Genomic DNA, 17,595 nt, shown 5'->3' on the forward strand with positions numbered 1-17,595 from the left:
CCTTCGAGCTACGGATTAAACGGGAAGGCATTGAATACACGCCCTTCATCATTGACCATGATCCTAATACCTCTCTGCCCCTTGGTACCCACCGACCTACCCATGTCCACCTCGACCTTGAAGGACGCGTCAGCGGTATTCGGCTTAAACACTGCCCTGTTCGATTTCAGCCCCTCCGCCACCCACTGTTGAATTTCAATTTTGCTCGTTGAGTTGAACTTGGCAAACCTCCCATTGAAGTCAGCCATATGCTTATCCTTGATAAAGATCTTCGAGGGATCCCCTGCGGCACGGTGCGCAATCTCCGAAACTCTCGAAATCTCACCGATTCGCGTGGATTCCGCGAATTTTTCGACATTCTTGAGCTTTGAGAGCTTGGCCTCTGGAAGGAATCCCATAGCGGCCATCAGGCAAGCTTGATTTAAGTCGGGACCCTTCGCGCAGTCGATTACGTCATCCACAAACATCGTCTTCACGATGATGTACATGTCGTCGCAGCGCAGGTCCCACCACTTTGCGTTCATGCACCGGCGTTCAAGGTCGGTGAGAGGCTCGTCGTCAGCCTGCTCCTCGACTTCCCGGGCCTTCTTCCGTGCGGCCTCCTCTCGCTTTCTGGCGTCGGCCTCTTCCTTCTTCGTATCCTCGGCGATCTGCTTGTCGAGTGCCTTCTGGCGTTCCTCGAACTCGAGCGTCGCGACGCGTGCCTTGACCTTGGCATACGCGACCTTCGCCGCCTCGGCGTCCTCACCTGCCTGCACCGCGAGGGCGTATGCGGCAGAGGCCGAGGCATAGGCGTCGTCCGCGGACTGCCGCGCCCACGCGGCTGAGGCGTCCGCCTGTGCCGCCGAAGATTCCGCCGCCTGGGCGTCCACCTCGGCTGATGCCGCCGCCTGGGTGGCCGTTTGCGCCGACTGGGCAGCGTCCGCTGCCGATGCCTCGGCCCGCTTGGCGTGGCCGCGCGCCTCCTCGGCATACCCCTTCGCCACGCCGGCCGAGTCTTTGGCATCCTGTGCGGCCTTGACCGCCTCATCCTTGGCGGCGTTGGCATTTGCCGCCACTACCGCGGCTTCGGCGGCATCCTTCTTCGCTGAGGCCGCGGCCAGTGCAGCCTCAGCGATCGTCTTCTTGACGATGGCGATGTGCGTCGCTGTCAGGTGGTCCTGTCGAGCGGTCATGTACTGACCGACCGTGATGAACTGATGCAGGAGCTGACGCGGGCTCTCCAGGGCGACCTTCGCGGCAGCCTTCGTCTCGGGACCACCGCTGTCGAACAGTTGAGCGGCACGCAAGCGCTCGTCGGCCTCCCGGGCGACATGCTGGCCCTCGCTGAGGAACCCTCGGAGCTTGCCTGCCGTGCCGTCCTTCAGGGCAGCGACCGCAGCACGTTTGACCTCCGGGCCCGCCTTGTCGGAGATCTGCGCCGTCCGCAGGCGGTAGTCGGTCAGTGCGGCCTGATGCTGTCCATTGCGGAGGAACTCCGAGATCTGCTTCGAATCTCCCTTGAGCGCTTCCTTGGCCGCAGATCGAACCCCTTCCAAGCGGCTCTCCGCCGCCAGCTTCTGAACGTTCGCTCGCTCGTCCTCCTGAACAGCCGCCTTCCAGCCGGTCTTCAGGTACTCACGCACAGCGTCGTCGGACCCCGCGAGAGCAGTCTTGGCCGCAGCACGGCTCCAGGGCCCGCGAGACTTCGCCGTCGCGACGGCGAACTTGCGGCCCGTCGCCGCGAGATCCTTGGTCTCCGTCTCCGGCTTGGCCGCTTCGACGGCCAGTCTTACCGCCTCTTCGTCGAGCTCCTTGCTCTCCTTGGCCACGCGGGAGGCTTCGGCCTTGCGTTGTTCGTCGGCCTGCCTGAGCGACCGAGCCTGCTCGACCCTCGCTTCGGTCCGGGTCTTGAGCTCAGCGGACTCGACGTCGCGTGCAACCGCCTGGACCTTACCCGCGGTGGTCACTGCGTCGGCCGCCACATTGGCAGCCTTCTTGGCCTCGGTGGCGTGCTCCGTGGACTGTTTGGCCGCTGTCGCCGATTCGCCGGCGTGCTTCGCAGCCTCTTCGGCGGCCTTCCCCGCGTTACGGGCGTGCACGGCCGCCTTGTCGGCCGCCTCTGCCGCCTCGCTTGCGGCATCCGCAGCGGCGTTGGCCAACTGCTGTGCCTGCTGGGCCGCTCGGGCCGCCTGTCCGGCCCGGCTGCGAGCCGTGGCGGCCCATGCCCGGGCTCGGGCTGCCTCGGAACTTGCCTCGTCGGCCAATCCGCCGGCCTCGTCGGCCGCATCAGCCGCCTCTCCAGCATTGGACGCGGCACTCGCTGCCGCACCAGCCGCCGCGGCAGCCGCACGAGCGGCCACCTCGACCTGCTTGGCCGCTATCTTCGAACTCTCCACCGCCTCCGCGGCAGTGAAAGCGTCCTCCGCTGCCTGACGCGCGGCCGCAGCACCGCTGGCGTCATTCGCCGCCGCACCGGCCGCACTGCGAGCTCGTGCGGCGGCTTCCGCCGCTCCAGCAGCTGCCGCGGCAGCATTTGCCGCCGCGGTCGATGCCATCCGCGCCGCATAGTTGGCGGCCTGGGCAGCGCCGATGGCCTCCTGCGCCGCGTCCGCGGCTCCCTGCGCGGCACGGGCAGCGCGGCCGGCGGCGCCAGCCGCCCGGCCCGCCTCCTTGCCCGCTTCCCTGGTCTCCTCCGCGGCCTTCTTCGCCTGTTCCTTGGCCAACTTCGAGGCCTTTACGGCTCGTTCCGAAGCCGTCTTCGCCGCCTCGGTCTGACTCTTGGCGATCTTCGCGGCGTCCGTGGCCTGCTTCGCGAGCTGCGTGACGGTCGCCCGCTCCTGGTCGCGGTTACGGGCGATGTGCTGACCAACGTTCAGGAACTCGCGTACGTCCTGGATGGATCCGTTGAGCGCGACCCTGCCGGCTTCCTTGGTCGCGGGTCCTCCCGCACTCATGATCTGTACGAGCTGGAGCCGGTCGTCGGCTTCCTTGGCCGGGTACTGGGTGTCTTCGAGGAACTTTCCGACATCCTCGGCTGATCCCTTGAGCGCCTTCTCGCCGGCTTCCTTGACTGCCGGGCCACCGCTGTCGATGACTTGAGCCGCTTGAAGCCGCTGGTCCCGCTCATACGGCGCTTTCCAGCCGTCCTTCAGGAACGTGCGCAGCTCCTCCGTGGAGCCGATGAGCGCTTTGTGGGCGGCCTCGCGTACTTCGGGCCCTCCGACTGCGAAAATGCGACTCGCGTCGACGCGGTCGTCACTGAGCTCGGCGACGTCCTTCTCGCTGTCCAGGAACTTTCGAACATCGGCGTCCGTGCCCACGAGCGCAGCCTCGGCGGCTGCCTTGGTGGCGGGCCCGCCCCGGACCCACAGCTCGACGATGCGACCGCGATCCGTGACCGGATTCAGGTCAGGTAAGTCGTCGTCGTCAGGCGATTCCCCCGCCGCGGCAGAGGGGGCTCCTATTAAGGACACCAGAAGCGCTAAAGGCAGGAGGATTAGACGCAGCAATCGGATGAGCAGCGTCTGATGTCTTCCGCCTCTCGCCAAGTAGAGGTTTTCTCTCACTGTTCAGGTAACTCCGGTCAGTTGAGGTTCTGCGCCATTCGGCGCGGCGAGCATAGCCGCCCCGAGCTCCCGCACCGACCGGCCATGGCCGAAAACTTCGCAGCTCAGAGGCTTGATTTCGTTTCATCGCGAGCGAGAGACCTTGACAACTAGTCATGCCCACGCCATGAGTGCACCGCAAGTAACATCTCAACAATCTCGCACTATAACTCTGAGTCACCGTCAATAACTGGCAAAGTCCGCAGGAATGGTAGGTTCGCGGCCGACCGTCTTTATTTCACTATTACGGAATGGTCTCTTCCGTTGCGGAACCACGTAAGGATTCTCTGGTGATATCTCACGTGCGCAGAACCCTGTTCGCAGCCGCCGGCGGGGCAGTCTCCCTGCTCATGGCAGGCTCCGCCCTCAGCAACGCCTCAGCCACTCCGGCCCCTGCGGACGACCCCGCCCTGCCGTCGGCCGTGGAGACGTTCGACTACCCCAACGCCGCCAAGATCCTCAAGGAGCGGGGCATAGCCCTCCGCAAGGGCGACGGACACATTCTTCTGGCCAACTGCGCCACTACCACCGACATCGTCGTCGTGTCACTGCAGGCGGATCTGCCGGATCAGGGCCGGTTCTGCTTCAGGGTCACCGGCACCGGCAAGACCGGGTACCTCTCCCTGGAGGTGCCGAAGGTCTTCCACATCGCCACGGGCGACTACGCCGTGCGCGCCAGCCTCACCGCCGACGGCAAGACCACGAGCGTCAACATCGCCAAGAACGACGGTGAGTCCGTCGGCCAGGGCACCAACCCGCCGGGCAGCCCCGCCGTGCTGGTCGAGCTCCGCGTCACGGCCTGACACAGCCTCGGCCATCCCAGCCCTCACCGACACGTATCGCTCGGCACCACTCGTGCGCTGAGTACTCACTCCGAAGGAAGAACCACATGCCTGCCATACGTCCGCGCACCGCGTGGATGACCGGGATCCTCGCCTCCGCCGTCACGGCGGGCCTGCTGACCGCCGCCCCGGCGAACGCGGTCGTCGGTGAGACGGCCAAGGACGGTACGTACGCGTTCACCGCGAAGCTCGACATCGGCGGTGGTCAGCGGAGCTGCTCGGCAGCGCTGGTCGAGCAGCAGTGGCTGGTCACCGCCGCCAGTTGCTTCGCCGACAATCCGGCCCAGGACTTAAAGGTCCCCGCGGGCGCACCGAAGCTGAAGACCACGGCCACCGTCGGCCGTACCGACCTCACCCGTGACAACGGCAGTGTGGTGGACGTCGTGGAGCTCGTGCCGCGCGAGGACCGCGACCTGGTGCTGGCGAGGCTGGCCACGCCGGTCACCGGCGTCACGCCTGCCGGGCTCGGCTTCAGCGCGCCTCTGCCGGGCGAGGACCTGTGGGTCGCCGGCTACGGCCGCACCAAGGACGAGTGGGTGCCGGACCGCCTGCACTACGCGAAGTTCACGCTCGACTCGGTCAAGAACACCACCCTTGGCCTCACCGGCAAGTCCGGCGACGCGGTGGTGTGTCAGGGCGACACCGGTGGTCCCGCGTTCCGCGACATCGGCGGCCGGTACGAGCTCGTCGGCGTGCACAGCACTTCCGGGCAGGGCGGCTGCTTCGGTACCGACGAGGCCGAGACCCGTAAGAACGCCGTCGACACGCGCGTCGACGACCTCGCCGCCTGGATCCAGACCGTCACCTCCCGCGACGTCCTTCCCCGCGCCAACTGGAAGAACGCCGCCCACATGGCGTCCGGCTACTTCACCGGCCAGTCGGCCGGCAACAAGCGCCGCATGGACCTCTTCGTGGTCTGGAACGACGGCTCCGCGAGCCTCTACCAGGGCGCCGACCACAACGATCCCAAGTACCCGTACTCCGCCGAGTACAAGGTCGCCCCTGCCGGCAGCTACTGGAAGGACGCCCGCGCCATCACCGGTGGCAGCTTCACCGACACCGGTTCAGACGGGATCACAGTGCGCTGGGCGAACGGCAAGCTCTCGACCTACACGCACGTGGACCAGAACGGCTTCCACGACGAGAAGACGCTCGCCTACAGCGACACCTGGAAGCGTGCCCGTCTGATCACGGCCGGCCGCTACACCGCCAACGCTCTGCGTGACGACCTGCTCGTCCTGTGGGACAACGGCTCGACGTCGATGTACTCCGACACCGACGTCAACGGTGTCGGCAAGGAGTCTCAGCTGACCAACGCGGACAAGGGCTGGACCGAGGCCGCACAGATCAGCTCGGGCGAGTTCACCGGTGGCAAGACCGCCGACCTCGTGATCCGCTGGAACGACGGGAACACCAGCCTCTTCCCCGGCGTGGACACCGCCGGGTACCACGGCCGCATCCGTATCCGCCCCGACCAGTCGGCCTGGAAGAACGCCCAGATCCTCACGGTCGGCTCCTTCACCGCCGCCTCGAACCGCCCCAACGACATTCTCATCCGTTGGAGCAACGGCAACCTGAGCTACTACCCCGGCGTGGACGCGAACGGAACGCACAACGAAGTGCAGCTCGTCGGCTGACCCGCCCTCAGAGCACAGAACGAGCCCTGCCGCCCCAGGAACGGACGGCAGGGCTTCTCATCGTCGATCGAGGCAGAGGTTCATCCACTGTGATCCCGTTGTCCCCGATACCAGCCCTTCGGCGATCCCTTTCTTCTTCGTCCTCTCCGGCTTCGTGCTCGCTTGGTGGGCACAGCCGAGTGCTGCTTCGCCACAGCAGCGGCCGGTCACAGCGCGGCCGCGCGCCCTCGGACCAGGAGGTTCTGGGTCAGCAGGCCGACCGCCACGTACGCGTAGAGGGACGTGGTGCCCAGAAGGCCGGTGCCGTTCTCGTGGTCGATCCACAGGCCCAGGCCGAGGTGGACGGCCAGCGAGGCCAGCCACAGGGCGGTGGTGGCCGCCGTGCCCTTGCGGAGGACCGTGCCTTCGGGGTCGCGCCAGACCCGTACCGTCCGGGACCTGATCGCGCCGAAGCCGGCGGCGATGGCGAGGCTGGCGGCCAGGAGGAGGACGGGCAGCGTGGTCAGGGGGTGTTCCTTGACGACCGAGGCGATACCGAAGGCGATCCCGAGGACGCCCAGGACGCCCAGGAACGCCGGAACGACCAGCGAACCGTTTCGCCGCACCGGCCTGGTCCGCAGCTGGCGACGTATCACCACGGCGCCGACGACCACCACGGCCGCGCCGAGAACCTCACCGTTGGTGTTCTGCATTCCGATCCCCCGTCGCGGTCCCACACCCCGGGCGGCACGGCCGCACCGCCCCCGCCCCATTGTGCGGGGCGGCTCGGGGCGCGGTCGCGGAGGGTCGAGCCCGCCTAGATCCTCCCCAGCTCCCAAAGCCGCCAGATGCCCGTGCCGTCCGACAAATACTGGACGCCCGAGACGGACTTCGTGCTGAGGGCGTAGTCCTTTTTCTGCCAGAGGGGGACCAGGGGGACGTCCTCGGCGACCAGGCGTTGGATGCCGCGGAAGTCCGTGGCCACGCGGGCGCGTTCGGGGTTGCGTTGGGTGGCGCGGATGAGGGTGTCGATGCGGGGGCTGGAGTAGCCCGTGTGGAGGGCGTTGCCTGCGCCTACCAGGGGGGTCGTGAACGTGTCGGGGTCGGGGAAGTCGGCCACCCAGCTGATGGTGTACGCGTCGTAGGCACCCTTGGCGTAGCCCTTCTGGAACTCGGTCCAGCCCACGTACCGCGTATCCACCTGGAACAGGCCCGTCGCCTCGAGCTGCTTCTTCAGCAGGGTCGCCTCCTTGTCCGTGGCGACGCCCTGCGAGTAGGCGAGGGTGAAGCGGACCGGGGTGGCCACGCCGGCGCGGGACAGGAGGCGGGTGGCCAGGGACGTGTCGGGCTGGGGGTAGGTGTCGTAGAAGGAGGTCGTGTGGCCGGTGATGCCCTGGGGGATGAGGGAGTACAGGGGTTCGACGGTGCGCAGATGGACGTCCCGGGCGAGGCCGTCGCGGTCGGTGACCGCCGCGATCGCCTGCCGTACGGCCTGGTTCTTCATGGGGCTGCCGTCGCGGAGGTTGAAGACGAGGGCGCGCACGTTGGCCGCCGTGGTCTCGCTGACGCGGAAGGACGTCTCGGACGGCGAGAGCTTGGCGAGGTCGGCGGGCGGCAGCTGGCGGCCGACGACGTCGAGGGAGCGGCGCTCCCAGGCCTCGCCCAGCCGGGCGGGGTCGGTGAAGTAGCGGACGGTGACGTCTTCGCCGGGCTTCTTCATCGCCCCGCGGTAGTACTTGTTGGGCTTGAGTCCGGCGGTCGCGCCCGCCGTGTAGGAGTCGAGGGCGTACGGGCCGGAGCCGTCGGCGGCGTTGCCGGTGCGCAGCCGGTCGGCCGGGTAGACCCGGCTGTCGACGATCGAGCCACCACCCGTGGCGATCTTGAAGGGGAAGGTGGCGTCCGGCACCTTCAGCCGGAACGTCACCGTGTCCCCGGACGCCGACGCGTCCACCGACCTCAGGGTCTCGACCAGCGACTCCGGCCCCTGCGGGGACTTGATCCGGACGATGCGGTCGAAGGTGAACTTCACGTCGGCCGCCGTCAGCGGATGCCCGTTGCCGAACTTCAGACCGGGCCGCAGCTCACAGACGTACGTGCGTAAGTCGTCACCCGTGAAGCCGCAGCGCCGCGCGGCGTCCGGCACCGGGGTGCTGGAGCCCGGCTCGTACGTCAGCAGCGACTGGTAGATGTTGCTGTACAGCGCCCACGAGCCCGCGTCGTACGCGCCCGCCGGGTCGAGCGTGCTCACCCGGTCGGTCGTCCCGACGCTGATCGGTCTTTGGCCGGATCCACCCCCCTGAGTGATCTCGCAGCCGCCGACGGCAGCCACCAGCAACGCCGCCACACCGATCGAACCCACCCGAATTCGGACACCGCGCATCGCCTGCGCCCCCTCCCGCCCAGTGATGCGCATCACGGTAAACACACGAACGCGCGTACGTCCTGGGAATCGGCCAAGTGATCGCCGACTTGGGTGAGGGGGCCTCGCCGAGCGGGCGGGCGACGTCCCTTATGGGCGTTCCTATGAGCTGCGCCGCAACGCCCTCACGCCACGCAACCCGATGATCCCGACAGCCGTCCCCAGAAGAAACGAGGTGATCGCGAGCAGCAGATGCACCCAGAAGTACGCGGTCGGATCACCGGCGTCGTCGAAGGCGAGCCCGCTGCCGTCCTTCCAGAGGTTCTTGACGAAGGTGATCCAGATGAACCAGCTCCACACCCCGAACGCGAGCAGGAACCAGGACACGGGACGAGAGAGGGTCGCGGGGGTTCGGGGGGCCGCTTCCCCGGAAGACTTCACCATGGGTTTCAGTATGCGTTTCGCCTCGCGCACTGGTCCTATCGGGTCCTCGACGCGGGCCCGCCGTGAGGCGCCGTCACCCGTCACAGGGCGTGGAGGTACGTTCACCAGCGTGCCGACGAAGACCTCACCCCCGCCGCGTCCCGCCGCGCGGTACTCCGCGACGAGCCGCCGACGCCCCGGCGCCGTCATCGCCGCCACCGCGCTGGCGACCGGCGCCTCGCTGCTGCTTCCGCTGGCGGCCGCCAGCCCGGCCCCGGCCACCCCCGGGCCGAACCCCAGCTCCGGCCCGAGCGCCGGTCAGAGCACCGGCCCGAGCACCGGCGCGACCCCGGCCGACGGCAAGGCCAAGCCGCCCAAGCAGCCGCCGAAGCAGCCGCCCGCCAAGATGTCCACCGTCGGCGGCGAGCTGCTCGGCAGGCCCGGCACCCAGGTCCGGCTCGAGCCCGGGGCACCCGCGCTGCCGGACGAGCTCAGCGGTGACTCCTGGCTGGTCGCCGACGCCGAGTCGGGCGAGATCCTGGCCGCCCGCAACGCCCACTGGCGGCTCCCCCCGGCCTCCACCCTGAAGATGCTCTTCGCCGACACGGTGCTCCCCAAGCTGCCCAAGAACGAGAAGCACCGGGTGAAGCCCTCCGAGCTGGAGGGCATGGGCGAGGGCAGCAGCGCGGTCGGGATCAAGGAGGACTCCTCGTACTCCGTCCACGACATGTGGCTGGGGGTGTTCCTCCGTTCGGGCAACGACGCGGTGCACGTGCTGTCCGCGATGAACGGCGGCATCGACCGGACCGTCAAGGACATGCAGGCCCACGCCGACGACCTCCAGGCCTTCGACACCCACGTCGTCACGCCCGACGGCTACGACGCCGACGGGCAGGTCTCCAGCGCCTACGACCTGACGCTCTTCGCGCGCTCGGGGCTGCAGAAGGCGGACTTCCGGGAGTACTGCTCGACGGCCAGCGCGCAGTTCCCGGGCGAGGAGAAGCCGGGCAAGACGCGCGAGACGTTCCCCATCACCAACACCAACCGGCTGCTGACCGGCCAGGGCATTCCCGCGTACAAGGGCATGGCGGGCGTGAAGAACGGGTCCACCACCAACGCCGGCAACACCTTCACCGGCGTCGCCCAGCACGACGGCCGCAAGCTCCTGGTGACCGTCATGAACCCGGACATCAAGGAGCCCAACCAGGTCTACAAGGAGACCGCGCGGCTGCTGGACTGGGGCTTCGAGGCGGCCGGGCACGTGAAGCCGGTCGGCGTGCTGGTGACGCCCAAGGGCGCGGCCGGCGCGTCGGGCGGGAACGGCGACGGGCGCAACGGCCAGAGCGGCCAGGCCTCGGTCACCGGGGGCGGCGACGGCATGTGGACGGCGGTCGGCCTCACCGGCGCGGCGCTGGCGCTGCTGGCGGCCGCCGGGTACGTGGTCAACCGGCGGCACCCGCTGCCGGCCCGCGCCCGGCACCGCTCGCCGGCCGCGACCGAGCCCCCGGCGAAGCCGGACACCCTCCCCAGCAAGCCCGAGGGTCCGCCGCCCGGCACGCCCGACGGCACGCCCTGACTCCCTAGTCACGACGGCGGCGGCCGGGGTCCTCGACCCCGTCCGCCGCCGGCGCGTCCGTCGCCCGCGCGTCCGTCGCCGTCCACGCCGCGCAGAAGAGCGTCAGCTTCGCCGTGAAGTTGATCCACAGCAGCAGCGCGACCGGCGTGCCGAACGCCCCGTACATGCTCCTGCCCGCCACCCCTTGCAGATAGCCGCTCAGCACCAGCTTGAGCAGCTCGAAGCCGAACGCCCCGATCAGCGCGCCCACCACGAGGCGGCGCCGTCCCGGGTGGACGTCGGGCAGGCGGGACAGCACGAACATCATCATGAGGAAGTCGGCGAAGACGGCGGCGCAGAAGCCCGCCACTGTCAGCAGGGCCCCGACGCCGCCCAGGCCGGCCTTGTCGACCGCCCAGCCCGCGGCCGCCGACGCGAACGCCGAGCAGGCCGCCGACAGCAGGAAGACCCCGCCCAGGCCCACCAGGAGCACCGCGTCCTTGGCCTTGAGCAGCAGGGGGTTGCCGGGGGCCTCGTCGAGCTCCCACACCGCCCTGAGGCACTCCCGCAGCGCGCTCACCCAGCTGATGCCGGTGAACAGCAGCAGGGTCGCCGCGACGAGCCCGACGGTGCCGGCGTTGTCGACGAGGCCCTGGATGTCGAGGCTCCCGGAGATGCCGGGCACCTGCTCGGTGAGGCGCTGTTCGAGGTCGCGCGTCTGGTCGTCGGTCAGTATGACCGCCGCGACGGCCGCGCCCAGGGTGAGCAGCGGGAAGAGGGCGATGAAGCTGGTGAACGTGATCGCGGCGGCGAGCCGGGTCCACTTCACCCGGTCGAGGGTCTCGTACGAGCGCCAGGCGTGCGTACGCGTCGCCTTCCCGGCCAGTGGGCCGATCAGGGGAAGCCGAGTGAGCCAGTCCATGATCAACCACTACCATCCGGCGGGCCCACCTACGCCTCACCCGGACGGGTGAAATGGGGCGATGGCGCGGTCCCGGGGAGCGCGGTCAGGCGGTGGGCGCCGCCGGGCGCGCGGCGCCCGTCTGCTGCGGGACGGCTGCGGGGGCGGTCTCCTGCGGGACGGCGGTGGCGGTCGGTGGCGGGGGCTCCCCGTCAGTCCGTCCGAAAGGGAAATCCCGCTCCAGCCGCCACACGCCGTCGGCGCCCTGCTCGTACAGCGCGAAGCCGTCGATCGTCCAGGCCGCCTCGTAGTCCGCGAGCTCCGCGTAGGCCCGGTCCATGGCCTCCTCGGGGATGCCGTGGGCGATCGTGACGTGCGGGTGGTACGGGAACTGCAGCTCGCGGGCCACCGGCCCGGAGGCGTCCCGCACCCGCTTCTGCAGCCAGGCGCAGGACGCGGCGCCCTCGACCACGTTGACGAAGACGACCGGCGACAGCGGCCGGAACGTGCCCGTCCCGGACAGCCGCATCCGGAAGGGCCGGCCCTCGGCCGCCACCTCGGCGAGGTGGGCCTCGATCGCGGGCAGCGACGAGGCGTCCACCTCGGTGGGCGGCAGCAGGGTGACGTGCGTGGGAATGCCGTGGGCGTGCGGGTCGCCGAAGCCCTCGCGGCGCTTCTGGAGGAAGCTTCCGTACGGCTCCGGGACCGCGATCGAAACGCCGAGCGTTACGGTCCCCACTGCGTTCTCCCTCCTGTGCGCCTGTACGTCCCCGTGGTCAGTGTGACGGCTGGGCCGCTCCCACTGCCAGGTCACCTCTCCGGATGGCTCAGTGCTTCGCGGGCAGGAAGCCCAGCCGGTCGTAGACCTGGGCCAGCGTCTCGGCCGCGACGGCGCGGGCCTTCTCGGCGCCCTTGGCCAGGACCGCGTCCAGGGTCTCCGGGTCGTCGAGGTACTCCTGCGTCCGGGCGCGGAACGGGGTGACCCACTCCACCATGACCTCGGCGAGGTCGGTCTTCAGCGCGCCGTAGCCCTTGCCCTCGTACTTCTGCTCGAGCTCGGCGACGGTGGTGCCGGTGAGCGTGGAGTAGATGGTGAGGAGGTTGCTGACGCCCGGCTTGTTCTCGGCGTCGAAGCGGATGACGGTGTCGGTGTCGGTGACCGCGCTCTTGATCTTCTTCGCGGAGACCTTGGGCTCGTCGAGGAGGTTGATCAGGCCCTTGGCCGTGGCCGCCGACTTGCTCATCTTGGCGGTCGGGTCCTGCAGGTCGTAGATCTTCGCGGTCTCGCGGACGATGTGCGCGGCCGGGATGTTGAAGGTCTCGCCGAAGCGGCCGTTGAAGCGCTCGGCGATGTCGCGGGTCAGCTCGATGTGCTGACGCTGGTCCTCGCCCACCGGCACGGCGTCGGCCTGGTAGAGGAGGATGTCGGCCACCTGGAGGATCGGGTAGGTGAACAGGCCGACGGTGGTGCCCTCGGCGCCCTGCTTGGCGGACTTGTCCTTGAACTGGGTCATGCGCGAGGCCTCGCCGAAGCCGGTGAGGCAGTTCATCACCCAGGCGAGCTGGGCGTGCTCGGGCACGTGGCTCTGGATGAAGAGGGTGCAGCGCTCCGGGTCGAGACCCGCGGCCAGCAGCTGGGCGGCGGCGATACGGGTGTTGGCCCGCAGCTCCGCGGGGTCCTGCGGGACCGTGATCGCGTGCAGGTCGACGACCATGTAGAAGGCGTCGTGGGACTCCTGCAGGGCCACGTACTGACGGACGGCACCGAGGTAGTTCCCGAGGTGGAACGAGCCTGCGGTGGGCTGGATACCGGAGAGCGCGCGCGGACGATCAAGAGCCATGCGCACATTCTCTCAGGTACCGCACCGGACTCGGTTCAGCGGTGCGGGAGCGGGTGTAGAAAGACGTCAGCAGCATGCCCCGAACCCCCTACAGCAGGAACGGAGCACACGTTGACAGCCACGGAACGCAGCATCGCCGCCGCCGGGAAGTACAGCGCGCACAACTACCACCCGCTCCCGGTCGTGGTCGCGACCGCCGAGGGGGCGTGGATGACCGACGTCGAGGGGCGCCGCTACCTCGACATGCTCGCCGGATACTCGGCGCTGAACTTCGGCCACGGCAACCGCCGGCTGATCAACGCGGCCAAACAGCAGCTCGACCGGGTGACACTGACGTCGCGCGCCTTCCACCACGACCGGTTCGCGGAGTTCTGCTCGGCGCTCGCGGACCTGTGCGGCATGGAGATGGTGCTGCCGATGAACACCGGCGCGGAGGCCGTCGAGACGGCGGTGAAGACCGCCCGCAAGTGGGGCTACCGCGTCAAGGGCGTGCCGGACGGGCGCGCGAGGATCGTGGTGGCCGAGAACAACTTCCACGGCCGGACGACGACCATCGTCAGCTTCTCCACCGACCCCGAGGCGCGGGCGGACTTCGGCCCGTACACCCCCGGCTTCGAGATCGTCCCCTACGGCGACCTGGCCGCGCTGGAGGCGGCGGTCGACGAGGACACCGTGGCGGTGCTGCTGGAGCCCATCCAGGGCGAGGCGGGGGTGCTGGTGCCGCCGCCCGGCTACCTCGCGGGCGTACGCCGGCTGACGGCCGAACGGAACGTCCTCTTCATCGCCGACGAGATCCAGTCGGGGCTGGGGCGCACCGGCCGGACCTTCGCCTGCGAGCACGAGGGCGTGGTCCCGGACATGTACGTGCTCGGCAAGGCGCTGGGCGGCGGCGTGGTCCCGGTGTCGGCGGTGGTCTCCTCCCGCGAGGTCCTCGGCGTGTACCGCCCCGGCGAGCACGGCTCCACCTTCGGCGGCAACCCGCTCGCCTGCGCGGTGGCCCTGGAGGTCGTCGCCATCCTGCGCTCGGGCGAGTACCAGGAGCGGGCGACCGAGCTGGGCGACCACCTCCACCGCGAGCTGGGCCTCATGGCGGGCGGCGGCGCGGTGACCGCCGTCCGGGGCCGGGGCCTGTGGGCGGGCGTGGACATCGCGCCGGAGCTCGGCACGGGCCGCGAGATCTCGGAGCGCCTGATGGCGCGCGGCGTGCTGGTGAAGGACACCCACGGCTCGACGATCCGCATCGCCCCTCCGCTGGTGATCGCCAAGGAGGACCTCAACTGGGGGCTGGAGCAGCTCCGCGCGGTCCTGGAGGGCGCCGGGGCGTGACGACCGTGCCGCCCCGCTTGACGTGCCGGGTGACGAGCGTGGTCTCGGCACCCAGCACGCCGGGCAGCGCGCCGACGCGGGTGGCGAGGTAGTCGTAGAGCGCGTCGGCGTCCGGGACGACGACGATCGCCATCATGTTGCTCGGCCCGGTGACGGCAGCGGCGAACGCGACCTCGGGGTGCCCGGCGAGGGCCTCGGCCACGGTGCGCAGCTGGGCGGGGGCGACGGTCAGCCACAGCATCGCCTCGTACGGGTAGCCGTACAGGGCCGGGTCGATCTCGACGTCGAAGTACAGCACGCCGGCGGAACGGAGTTCGTCGATCCGGCGACGGACGGTGGACTCCGACCATCCGGTGGCGGCGGCCAGCTCGGGGACCCCGGCGCGGCCGTCCTTGGCGAGGACGGCGAAGAGGCGCTCGTCGGCGGCGCCGGGCCGCACGTCGCGCGAGGGCGGGGCGGGCACGGCGGGGCGTGACAGCTCCCCGGCCTGCCGTGCGTCGAGCGCTTCGGTACGGCCCGGCCAGCCGGCCAGGCCGGCCACCGGGCGCAGGATGCAGTGGGCGGTCACGCCGGTGATCCGCGGCGTCCTGGGCAGCTTGGACAGCAGCATGCTGCCCTGCGCCGAACCGCCCTGGGCCCGCGTGATGCAGGTGATCTCGGTGCCGCCGGAGGCGAGGCCCACCCAGGAGGTGTCCGCCCGCTCGGCGAGCGCGGCGGCGATCGCCACGGACGCGTCGGGGGTGCACTGGATGCGGACGCCCCAGTCGACGAGGCCGAGGCTACGGGCCTCCGGCAGCCCGACGACGCGGAGCACCCCGTCCGCCCGGAGCCGGTGGTAGCGGCGGGCGACCGTACGGTCCGAGGTGCCGATCACGGCCGCGATCCTGCTGAACGGGACGCGCCCGTCGATCTGCAACGCGTGGGCCAACTGCCGGTCGAGGAGGTCGAGGTGACGTAAGCCGGGGGTGCTCATGGGGTCGCGCATGACGGAATCCATCACGGGAAGCTATCCGATGCCGGATTCCGTCAGGGAGGGGCCTGCCGGGGACGGGAGGCGCCCGGCCCGGCGAGGGTCGTCGGCATGACGAACCTCAACACATTCGACCCCGTCGCCGGCACCTCCCTCATCACCGCGGCCCAGCGCGCGCGGGAATCGGCGCGGGACGACGCCCTCTTCCACGACCCCCTGGCCGCCGCCCTGGCGGGGCCCTCGGGCACGGCCCGGCTGGACGCGTTCGGCGACGTACCGGCCATCCCGGTGCGGACGCGCTTCTACGACGACGTGATCGCGGGGGTGGTGGGGGACGGGGGTCCTCGCCAGCTCGTGATCGTCGCGGCGGGGATGGACACGCGCGCGTACCGGCTGCGGCTGCCGGCCGACGTGACGCTCTACGAGCTGGACCGGCCGGAGCTGCTGGCGCACAAGGAGCGGCTGCTGGGCGGCGTCGCGCCGACCTGCCGCCGGACCGCGGTGGGCGCCGACCTCGCGGCCGCCGGCTGGGAGGAGGCCCTGACCGGCGCGGGGTTCAGGCCGGACCGGCCCACGTGCTGGCTGGTGGAGGGGCTCACCCAGTACCTGGAGGAGACCGACGTCCACACCCTCCTCGACCGGATCTCGGCCCTCTCCGCGCCGGGCAGCCGCCTGCTGGCCGACTTCGTCGCCGGGGCGCTGCTCACCGCTCCCGAGGCCCGGCCGGTGCTCGACCTGATGGTGGAGTGGGGCTCGCCGTGGCGCTACGGGACGGACGACCCCGCGGCGCTGCTCGGGGAGCGGGGCTGGCGGACGGAGGTGCGGACGTTCGCGAGCGTGGGAGAGGCGCTGGGCCGGCCGATGGCGGGCGGGCCCGGGCTGTCGGGGTGGCTGGTGGAGGGGGTGCGGTAGGGCGGACGGGCCCGGACGGCCGCCGGGCCCGCCTCACCGCCGGGCCCGCCCTAGAGGATCACGTGGGGGACGAACCGGGCGTACTCGTCCGTGATCAGGCCCGAGGACTCGCGGATGCCGAGGCCTGCCGGTTCGTCCTCGACGACCCAGGCGCCCAGGACGACATGGTTGCCGTCGAAGTCGGGGAGCGGGGACAACTGCTGGTAGCAGCAGGGTTCGTCGCGGACGACGGGGTCGGCGGGGGCGGCGCCGGCCGGGTGGATCGTGACGCCGGCGCCCTCGCGGCCGAGCAGCGGCTTGGCCACGTAGCCGCCGGTGGCGGCCAGCTCGCGCGGGCCGTCGAGGTAGGCGGGCAGCAGGTTGGGGTGGCCCGGGAAGAGCTCCCACAGGACGGCCAGCAGGGCCTTGTTGGAGAGCAGCATCTTCCAGGCGGGCTCGATCCAGAGGGTCGAACCCGTGCCGCCGCCGTTGTCGAGGGTGTCCAGGGCCTGGGGACCGAAGTCGTCCGTGGCCAGCCACTCCCAGGGGTAGAGCTTGAAGCAGGCGCGGATGAACCGGAGCCGTTTGTCGACGAAGCGTCCCGAGAGGCGGTCCCAGCCGATGTCCTCCATCGAGATGGCCTCGGTCGCGATGCCGGCCTGCTCGGCGGTCTCCTGGAGGTAGGCGACCGTCATCAGGTCCTCGCCCAGCTCGTCGCCGGCGGAGTGGGCGAAGTGCACGGGGGCGCCGGGCGGCAGGAGGGCGGCCTGGCGCTTCCAGGCCGCGACGAGCCGCTCGTGGAGGGAGTTCCACTGGTCGGCGTGCGGCACTCCGGAGAAACGTTCCTCCATCCAGAACCACTGCGGTCCGGCCGCCTCCACCAGGGAGGTGGGGGTGTCGGCGTTGTACTCCAGCATCTTCGCCGGACCGCCGCCGGGACGGCCGTCGTAGCGCAGGTCGAAGCGACCGTAGAGGGAGGGGAGCTCGGCGCGGCGGTGCCAGGCCTCGGCGACCAGGGACGCCAGGCGCGGGTCGGTGATGCCCAGGTCGGCGAAGCGCTCGCGCTCGACGATGTGCGCGGCGGCCTCCAGGCACATGCCGTGGAGCTCCTCGACGACCTCCTCCAGCGCCTCGATCTCAGGAAGATCGAAGGAGTAGTACGCGCTCTCGTCCCAATAGGGGCGCAGCGAGCCGTCGGGGTGACGGGCGAGCGGATAGATGAGCCCCTGCTCCTCGACGGTGGCCTGCCAGCCGGGGCGCGGGGATATGCGGTGACGCTGCATC

At 70.1% G+C, this 17,595-nt stretch carries 14 protein-coding genes; 5 read left to right on the forward strand and 9 right to left on the reverse strand.

Annotated features, from left to right (window positions below):
• Positions 1-8 precede the first annotated feature (8 nt).
• Entirely contained in the window at positions 9-3,548 is a 3,540-nt protein-coding gene (locus AC07BS_RS05675) for an ALF repeat-containing protein (protein WP_478930435.1), read from the reverse strand.
• A 389-nt stretch (positions 3,549-3,937) separates the two neighbouring features.
• On the opposite strand from AC07BS_RS05675, the gene AC07BS_RS05680 reads away from it, so the two are divergent.
• Both AC07BS_RS05680 and AC07BS_RS05685 read left to right on the forward strand, forming a co-directional pair.
• Positions 3,938-4,390, forward strand: a complete 453-nt coding sequence (locus tag AC07BS_RS05680; RefSeq protein WP_478930437.1) for a hypothetical protein — start codon at positions 3,938-3,940, stop codon at positions 4,388-4,390.
• Positions 4,391-4,476: 86 nt separating this feature from the next.
• Positions 4,477-6,066 carry a S1 family peptidase gene (locus AC07BS_RS05685; protein WP_478930439.1) on the forward strand — a complete coding sequence of 530 codons (1,590 nt, stop codon included), beginning with the start codon at positions 4,477-4,479 and terminating at the stop codon, positions 6,064-6,066.
• 206 nt (positions 6,067-6,272) lie between these two features.
• On the opposite strand, the gene AC07BS_RS05690 is transcribed toward AC07BS_RS05685, so the two are convergent.
• The 3 genes from AC07BS_RS05690 to AC07BS_RS05700 all read right to left on the reverse strand — a co-directional run bounded on the left by AC07BS_RS05690 (position 6,273) and on the right by AC07BS_RS05700 (position 8,848).
• A complete protein-coding gene (locus tag AC07BS_RS05690; RefSeq protein ID WP_478930441.1) occupies positions 6,273-6,758 on the reverse strand; it encodes a hypothetical protein in 486 nt (161 codons plus the stop codon).
• Between the two features lie 104 nt (positions 6,759-6,862).
• Positions 6,863-8,458, reverse strand: coding sequence for an ABC transporter substrate-binding protein (locus AC07BS_RS05695; RefSeq protein ID WP_478930443.1), 1,596 nt, complete (start codon positions 8,456-8,458; stop codon positions 6,863-6,865).
• A gap of 108 nt (positions 8,459-8,566) precedes the next feature.
• Positions 8,567-8,848, reverse strand: a complete 282-nt coding sequence (locus AC07BS_RS05700) for an SCO4848 family membrane protein (protein WP_478646147.1) — start codon at positions 8,846-8,848, stop codon at positions 8,567-8,569.
• A 109-nt stretch (positions 8,849-8,957) separates the two neighbouring features.
• Between AC07BS_RS05700 and AC07BS_RS05705 the strand changes: the two genes are divergently transcribed.
• A complete protein-coding gene (locus tag AC07BS_RS05705) occupies positions 8,958-10,403 on the forward strand; it encodes a D-alanyl-D-alanine carboxypeptidase family protein (protein WP_478646150.1) in 1,446 nt (481 codons plus the stop codon).
• 4 nt (positions 10,404-10,407) lie between these two features.
• On the opposite strand, the gene AC07BS_RS05710 is transcribed toward AC07BS_RS05705, so the two are convergent.
• From AC07BS_RS05710 to trpS, 3 genes are all read right to left on the reverse strand, one after another.
• Positions 10,408-11,304 carry a YihY/virulence factor BrkB family protein gene (locus AC07BS_RS05710; RefSeq protein WP_478930445.1) on the reverse strand — a complete coding sequence of 299 codons (897 nt, stop codon included), beginning with the start codon at positions 11,302-11,304 and terminating at the stop codon, positions 10,408-10,410.
• A gap of 85 nt (positions 11,305-11,389) precedes the next feature.
• A complete protein-coding gene (locus AC07BS_RS05715; protein WP_478646156.1) occupies positions 11,390-12,022 on the reverse strand; it encodes a 2'-5' RNA ligase family protein in 633 nt (210 codons plus the stop codon).
• A gap of 88 nt (positions 12,023-12,110) precedes the next feature.
• Positions 12,111-13,124: a tryptophan--tRNA ligase gene (trpS, locus tag AC07BS_RS05720; RefSeq protein ID WP_478930448.1), complete on the reverse strand. Its 1,014-nt coding sequence runs from the start codon at positions 13,122-13,124 to the stop codon at positions 12,111-12,113.
• Between the two features lie 111 nt (positions 13,125-13,235).
• On the opposite strand from trpS, the gene rocD reads away from it, so the two are divergent.
• Positions 13,236-14,450: an ornithine--oxo-acid transaminase gene (gene rocD, locus AC07BS_RS05725; RefSeq protein ID WP_478930450.1), complete on the forward strand. Its 1,215-nt coding sequence runs from the start codon at positions 13,236-13,238 to the stop codon at positions 14,448-14,450.
• On the opposite strand, the gene AC07BS_RS05730 is transcribed toward rocD, so the two are convergent.
• The gene (locus tag AC07BS_RS05730; protein WP_478930452.1) at positions 14,398-15,435 is read right to left on the reverse strand and encodes an AsnC family transcriptional regulator; all 1,038 of its coding nucleotides are present in this window, start codon (positions 15,433-15,435) and stop codon (positions 14,398-14,400) included. The two genes, rocD and AC07BS_RS05730, sit on opposite strands and share 53 nt — an antisense overlap.
• Positions 15,436-15,531: 96 nt before the next feature.
• Here AC07BS_RS05730 and AC07BS_RS05735 point away from each other — a divergent pair, with 96 nt between their 5' ends.
• The gene (locus tag AC07BS_RS05735) at positions 15,532-16,332 is read left to right on the forward strand and encodes a class I SAM-dependent methyltransferase (RefSeq protein ID WP_478930454.1); all 801 of its coding nucleotides are present in this window, start codon (positions 15,532-15,534) and stop codon (positions 16,330-16,332) included.
• Positions 16,333-16,382: 50 nt separating this feature from the next.
• Here the strand turns inward: AC07BS_RS05735 and AC07BS_RS05740 are convergent, their stop codons facing one another.
• Entirely contained in the window at positions 16,383-17,594 is a 1,212-nt protein-coding gene (locus AC07BS_RS05740) for a glutathionylspermidine synthase family protein (protein ID WP_478930456.1), read from the reverse strand.
• Between the last annotated feature and the right edge of the window lies 1 nt (position 17,595).

The organism is Streptomyces sp. NPDC044063, assembly GCF_056434285.1.